The organism is Halobacillus sp. BBL2006 (assembly GCF_000786645.1).
Taxonomy (GTDB): Bacteria; Bacillota; Bacilli; order Bacillales; family Halobacillaceae; genus Halobacillus.
Genome location: NZ_JRNX01000337.1, coordinates 1 through 6,119, shown reverse-complemented (window position 1 = coordinate 6,119; position 6,119 = coordinate 1). Strand labels below are relative to the sequence as shown.

Sequence of the window (6,119 nt, the reverse complement as noted above, 5' to 3'; positions counted from 1 at the left end):
TCGGAGCGGCCATCCTTCCACCTTACAAGACAAATGCCCTAAGTAATGGCAGATATTAGATATGTTGCGCTAATCTACCATAAAAAACCGAACGATGGTGAAATCTTATCATAAGAATTTCACCATCGTTCGGTTTTTAGAATGGCTAAAACACTTTCGTCCCAGCCCCTTTTTATTTTTGATTCGGATAATCACAATATTCGATGATGGTTCCTTCTGTATCGGCTGGGTTTAAGTAAATCAAGCGTCTGCCATGTTTATTCGTACGAAGCGACCAGTCGAGCGTGCGAATTCCTTGTTTTTCAAGATCTGTCAGTGCCTTATCAAGATCCTCGACATGATAAGCCACATGATGGACGCCCTTTCCTTTTTGTTTAATGAATCGCGCGATGGGGGATGTCGTATTGTTTGTGGGCATCAGCAATTCTGTCCGGTCACCATCAATATCGATAACTGCTATTTCACTCTCTACACCTTCCGCTTCACTGCGATAATGGTCGATCAATGTTCCGCCTAGCGTCTCCGTGTAAAATTGGATACTTTCTTCAATGTTACGGACAGCAATGCCGATATGGTCTAATTTTTTCTTCATGATGAATTCTCCTTCTGCTGGGGTGCATTCATTTTATCATAATAAAATAACTGCCTCTCAATCAGGGATTCCCTTTTGAGAGGCAGTTTGATTTTAGCTTAATTGTTTAACGACTTCTTTTGCTACAACTTCTGTTGATTGCGGGTTTTGTCCTGTAATCAGATTGCCATCTACTTCATAGTGAGTCGCCCAGTTTTCACCTGATAAAACGGTGGCCCCAAGCTCATTCAGCTTACTTTCAAGCAGGAACGGCATGTGTTTGTCGAGTGTTGTTTCTGCTTCTTCCGCATCTGTGAAGGCGCTCACGCGTTTCCCTTTGACAAGTGGTTCGCCATTGGAAAGTGTAGCTCCTACTAACCCAGCAGGCCCATGGCAGACAGCGGCTACAATTTTATCGGATTCGTAAAAGTCACGTAAAAGCTTTTGAAGCTTTTCGCTGTCTGGAAAGTCAAACATTGTACCATGACCGCCAGGAAGGAAGATGGCATCAAAGTCTTCGGCATTTACATCGCTGATTGGTGTTGTATCTTCTAAGTGTGGTTTTGTGTTTAAAATTTCTTGTGGTTCATTTTCGCTAACGCTGTTCGGGTCAACGGGAGCCTCTCCGCCAGAAGGACTTGCCACCGTCACTTCGTAACCGTGAAGCTTGAACTCGTTATATGCTTCGCCGAATTCCGATAACCAAATACCTGTTGGTGTATCTTCGGTAATTTCTGCATGATTGGTAACTACCATTAATACTTTCTTAGCCATTTAAAATTCCTCCTTGTCTAAAGTAGGGATTACTCATCAAATCCTAAAACGATTCATTTTTTAGAAACAAAAGATTTGTTTGCAGTGCACAGTAAATATACTTTTTAAAAGGTATGATCCTCTTAATTGTGCTGACATGAAAGGAATTTCCCGCAAAATAAAGGGAGTAAACATGTGTGTTCGTCCGTTGACAAAAGAGGGGTTCAGTCATACGATAAGTGTATATATGAATATATGTGCATATAAGGAAGGTGCCTATACATGGAGCAAAATCCAAATAAAAAAGAAGATCATACGGAAGAAGAGGAAGTGGAGCAGCTTGATGAGGAAACATTGTTTGTTGTTTCGCAAACATTCAAAGCGCTGTCCGATCCAACTAGAATCCGAATTTTACATCTCCTTTGTAAACAGGAGATGTCCGTCAATCAAATTGCTGAAACATTAGAACTTAGACAATCAACGGTATCTCACCAATTGCGATTTTTGAAAAACTTACGATTAGTTAAGTATCGAAGAGCAGGTACGACATTATACTATTCTAATGATGACGACCACGTCATGAATGTCTTACAGCAAACGATCAATCACGCTCTTCACCATTAAAGGGGAGTAGAATATGAAGGAATACAAACTTCAGGGATTGTCCTGTGCCAATTGTGCAGCAGAGATGGAAAGTGAAATAAAGAAGCTGGACCATGGGGAACAATCTCAACTAAAGTTCGGTTCGAGTAAACTGATGGTTAATGAAGATGTCGACCTTGAGCGAGTACGCCAAATTCTTAAGTCGGATGGAGCTTCTCTTGTGGAAGAGGAGGGTCATGAGCACACCCATGATCATTCCCATGGGCCGAATATGAAATTGCTCGTTATCCTGTCTGGAATGATTTTCGGTTTGACGTTTATCGTCGAAAGCATGGTCCCCTCGTTTGTGGTCATCGCTATGTACTTAATTGCCATGGGAATCAGCGGTTACCAAACGTTCTTGAAAGGGGCGAAAAACCTCATTCGCTTCAAATTCAATATCGATACACTGATGACGATTGCTTTGGTCGGAGCTATAGCCATAGGGGAATGGCGAGAAGCCACAATGGTTGCGATATTATTCGGTTTGAATGAATATTTAGAGGGATTAGGCATGGAAAAAGCCCGGAATTCTATGGAGAAACTATTGAAAGTCGCACCGAAGCAAGCAACCTTGCTCCGTGAGAATGGGACGGAAGTCGTTGTTTCTATAGAATCTCTACAAAAAGATGATGTGGTACTCGTGAAAGCAGGAGAAAAGATCCCATCTGATGGAATTGTGATCGAAGGATTCAGCTCGGTGAACGAAGCAGCGATCACAGGTGAATCGTTACCAGTAGAGAAAGCCCCGGGCGAAACGCTTTATGGCGGAAGTATTAATAATGAAGGGCTGATCAAAGTAAAGATTGCAAAAGCCTATCAAGACTCTTCGCTTGCGAAGATATTGCATCTTGTTGAAGAAGCTCAAGATCGGAAGACACCAACGGAGTTATTTATTAACCGTTTTGCCAAGTACTATACCCCGATTATCATGGTCATTTCGGGTCTCGTGATGGTGGCGCCGCCATTATTCACAAGTGCTTCCTGGGGAGCATCTTTTTACCAAGGTTTAGCCGTTCTAATTGTCGGGTGCCCTTGTGCGCTGATCCTATCTTCACCGATTGCGATCATCGCAGGGATCACTAGGAATGCACGTAATGGAATTCTTATTAAAGGCGGCGTTTTTCTCGAGCAGCTTGGTAAAATTGAAAGTATCGCTTTTGATAAAACCGGGACACTCACCAAAGGTGAACCAACCGTACAAGAAACGAAAGTCTATCACGACGATTTTTATAAAATTGCCGGTTCGATTGAAAAAAGCTCATCCCACCCGATTGCGAAAGCTGTCATGAAGGAAGTGGAAACAATTCAACAGGCCCTTGTCGAACCTACTGCAGTAAATGCTATTCCCGGAAAAGGAATACACGCTGAGATTGAAGACAGTATGTACTATATCGGGAGCGAACAGACCATCTCTCATTTAACGATCTCAGAAGGGCAAAGCCAAGATATCGAGGGACTCAAAGAAGAAGGATACACCCTTGTTATTGTATCCAGTGACGAAGAAGTGCTCGGAGTATTCGGAATTGCAGATGAAATAAGAGAAGAAAGTGCCACGCTGATCAAAGACCTTCATAAAGCCGGTATCCAAAAGACAATTATGCTGACTGGAGATCATGAAAAGACAGCAAGGAAAGTGGCAGAGAAGATTGGTGTCACCGATGTATATGCTGATCTCCTTCCAGATCAAAAAGTCGATCAGGTAAAAGCTTTGAGTCGGAGTAGGAAACTGGCCATGGTCGGAGACGGCATCAATGATGCTCCCGCCCTTGCGACTGCGGATCTGGGTGTTGCAATGGGCAAAGGGACCGACAGTGCGATTGAGACAGCGGATATTGTATTGATGCAGGATCACCTAGGCAAGCTGCCTAGTGCGGTCAAGATAGCCAAACAAGTGAACCGAGTGGTGAAATTAAATATTTCCCTTGCTTTAGGCTTGAAGCTTTTTGCCCTATTGTTGACAATCCCAGGCTGGTTGACGTTATGGGTAGCGATATTGTCTGATATGGGCGCGACAATCCTCGTAACCCTGATCAGTCTGACGGTTTTATGGCAAAAGCCGGGGGCTCAAACTGAAGCAATAAATGAAGAAGGGGAAGTGCAGCCTTCTGCATAAACAAAAAAGAGGGGTTCCTTTTATGGAACCTCTCTTTTCAATTTCTGGTAAATCGCATAAAACCCCCAAATAAATCCTGAATAGACAAATGTATATAGTGAAATCGATTTTACCTCAGGTCATCCTAAATATGGATGACCTGGGGTGGTTTTTTATGGTAATTGTATAGGTATTTGACCCGTTTTTATGGTGCGACCCGTTCCTAGGTTTCAATGTGCAAGAGAAACGGGAATAGGTACTTATACTATTTTGAATTCAAGAAAATTTTGGTTTCTTTACCGATAATCCCAGTTAGATATAGATACATACTTTTGCTTCATTCAGACGACCATAAAACTATACTAAGAGTGAGGAAACAGCTATGATGATTAACTTTAATGAATTCCAACATATGAATATAGAACACATCTTTGGTCCAAGCCATCAAGAAGTGGATAATCTAGCCTTTCATTCAAAACGTGTAGAACCGAAGTCTGCTTTTTTTAGTATCAAAGGAGAAACGTTTGATGGGGATTATTACATTGATGAGGCGATTGACCGAGGGGCTACGGTCATTATTGGGACTGACCCCTCTTTGTTTCAATATTTGAGCTACCGCAACCCCTACTGTACTTTTGTAGTGGTTAAAAATATTAGGAAAGCCATGGCTTCTTTTTCGAAGTTCTTTTATGATTCATCTGACGAAAACATCAAAACTATTGGTGTGACGGGTACGAACGGAAAGACCACGGTAGCGGCTTACGTTCGCTCGTTGCTTACGCTTTTAGGTTTGCCCACAGGTTCAATAGGGACGGCTGGGATTTGGTCTTCTGGGAGGAAATTGGAGTATAAAAAGAGCACACCAACGACTCCTGAATCGTTAGACCTTCATCAAATCTTCCGTGATTTTCATGAGATGAATGATGAGGCTGCTGTTATGGAAGTATCTTCAATCGCTCTTGATCAGCATCGTGTGGATGGGATTCACTTTGATGTAGCGATTCATACGAATTTCTCAGAAGAACATCTGGAATATCATAAAACAATCGATCATTATAAAGAATGTAAGATGAGATTGTTTAAACAAGCGAAAAACAAAGTTGTGAATATTGACGATAAGGGGATGGGCGAGGATTTACAAAAGAACTGTAAAGGACCCATGATCACTTATAGTATCGATTCAAATCCTGAGGCAGACTTGAATGCTGTGAACATCGAAGTGATGGAGGATGGTTCTTTTTTTGAGCTGATTTACGAAGGTAAGTCCTACAGCATGTATGTTCCTGTTTACGGGACGTACAACGTGGCTAACGTCCTGTCAGCGATTGGGACTGCGCTCCACCTCGGTTTCACCATCCAAGAGGTTATTGATGTTCTACCTGCTTTGCAGGGACCAGAAGGCCGTTTTCAGGTCATCCAAACTTCTAATAATCAAAAAGTGATTCTTGACTATGCCCATACACCAGTAGCTTTGAACCGGTTACTTGAAGAAGTAAAAAAACTTAATCACAATCGTTTGATTGTTATGATTGCTGGTATAGGCATTCGTGATTTTAATAAAATGCCTAAGATGGCTGCTGCGATTGAAGGAAAAGCGGACGAAGTGGTTGTCACTGTTGATCACCCAGGGTACCATGATCCCCAAATCATTGTTGATCAAGTACTAACCGGATTCCAACAACCATCAGCTCCAAATGTCCACACATCTTTGACTAGAAAAGAAGGGGTGTTGAAATCCCTTGAATTAGGACAAGAGAATGACATTATTTTGCTTACGAGCGGATGTATCAATAATGCACAAATTGTTCGAGGAGAGGAAATCCCTCATTCGGATGAAGAAATTATTGAGAACTATTTTCCGCCAGTCGTCCAATAAAAAATCAGAACAGGCTGAGAGCCTGTTCTGATTTTTTTGCCGTAAAATGGTGCTGCTGGTGCTCACGGCAGTTCCGCATTTCAAATTTGGATGTCTAGTTCCAAGGGTCAGCCCTTCGCGCCATAAGCAACCCCGCTCTGTGGCAAAGGCCGCCACGGCGCAGGTTTGCTTATGCGAGTCAG

5 protein-coding genes are annotated in these 6,119 nt (G+C 42.4%); 3 read left to right on the top strand and 2 right to left on the bottom strand.

Annotated features, from left to right (window positions below; genetic code table 11):
- Nucleotides 1–172: 172 nt before the first annotated feature.
- Both LD39_RS10725 and LD39_RS10720 read right to left on the bottom strand, forming a co-directional pair.
- Nucleotides 173–592: a VOC family protein gene (locus tag LD39_RS10725; protein ID WP_035546132.1), complete on the bottom strand. Its 420-nt coding sequence runs from the start codon at nucleotides 590–592 to the stop codon at nucleotides 173–175.
- A gap of 93 nt (nucleotides 593–685) precedes the next feature.
- Complete coding sequence (locus tag LD39_RS10720) at nucleotides 686–1,345, bottom strand: type 1 glutamine amidotransferase domain-containing protein (protein ID WP_035546130.1); 660 nt, start codon at nucleotides 1,343–1,345, stop codon at nucleotides 686–688.
- Between the two features lie 261 nt (nucleotides 1,346–1,606).
- On the opposite strand from LD39_RS10720, the gene LD39_RS10715 reads away from it, so the two are divergent.
- The 3 genes from LD39_RS10715 to LD39_RS10705 all read left to right on the top strand — a co-directional run bounded on the left by LD39_RS10715 (nucleotide 1,607) and on the right by LD39_RS10705 (nucleotide 5,937).
- The gene (locus tag LD39_RS10715; RefSeq protein WP_035546128.1) at nucleotides 1,607–1,948 is read left to right on the top strand and encodes a metalloregulator ArsR/SmtB family transcription factor; all 342 of its coding nucleotides are present in this window, start codon (nucleotides 1,607–1,609) and stop codon (nucleotides 1,946–1,948) included.
- 13 nt (nucleotides 1,949–1,961) lie between these two features.
- Nucleotides 1,962–4,082: a cation-translocating P-type ATPase gene (locus LD39_RS10710; RefSeq protein WP_035546127.1), complete on the top strand. Its 2,121-nt coding sequence runs from the start codon at nucleotides 1,962–1,964 to the stop codon at nucleotides 4,080–4,082.
- 361 nt (nucleotides 4,083–4,443) lie between these two features.
- A complete protein-coding gene (locus tag LD39_RS10705; RefSeq protein ID WP_035546125.1) occupies nucleotides 4,444–5,937 on the top strand; it encodes a UDP-N-acetylmuramoyl-L-alanyl-D-glutamate--2,6-diaminopimelate ligase in 1,494 nt (497 codons plus the stop codon).
- The last annotated feature ends 182 nt before the right edge of the window (nucleotides 5,938–6,119 follow it).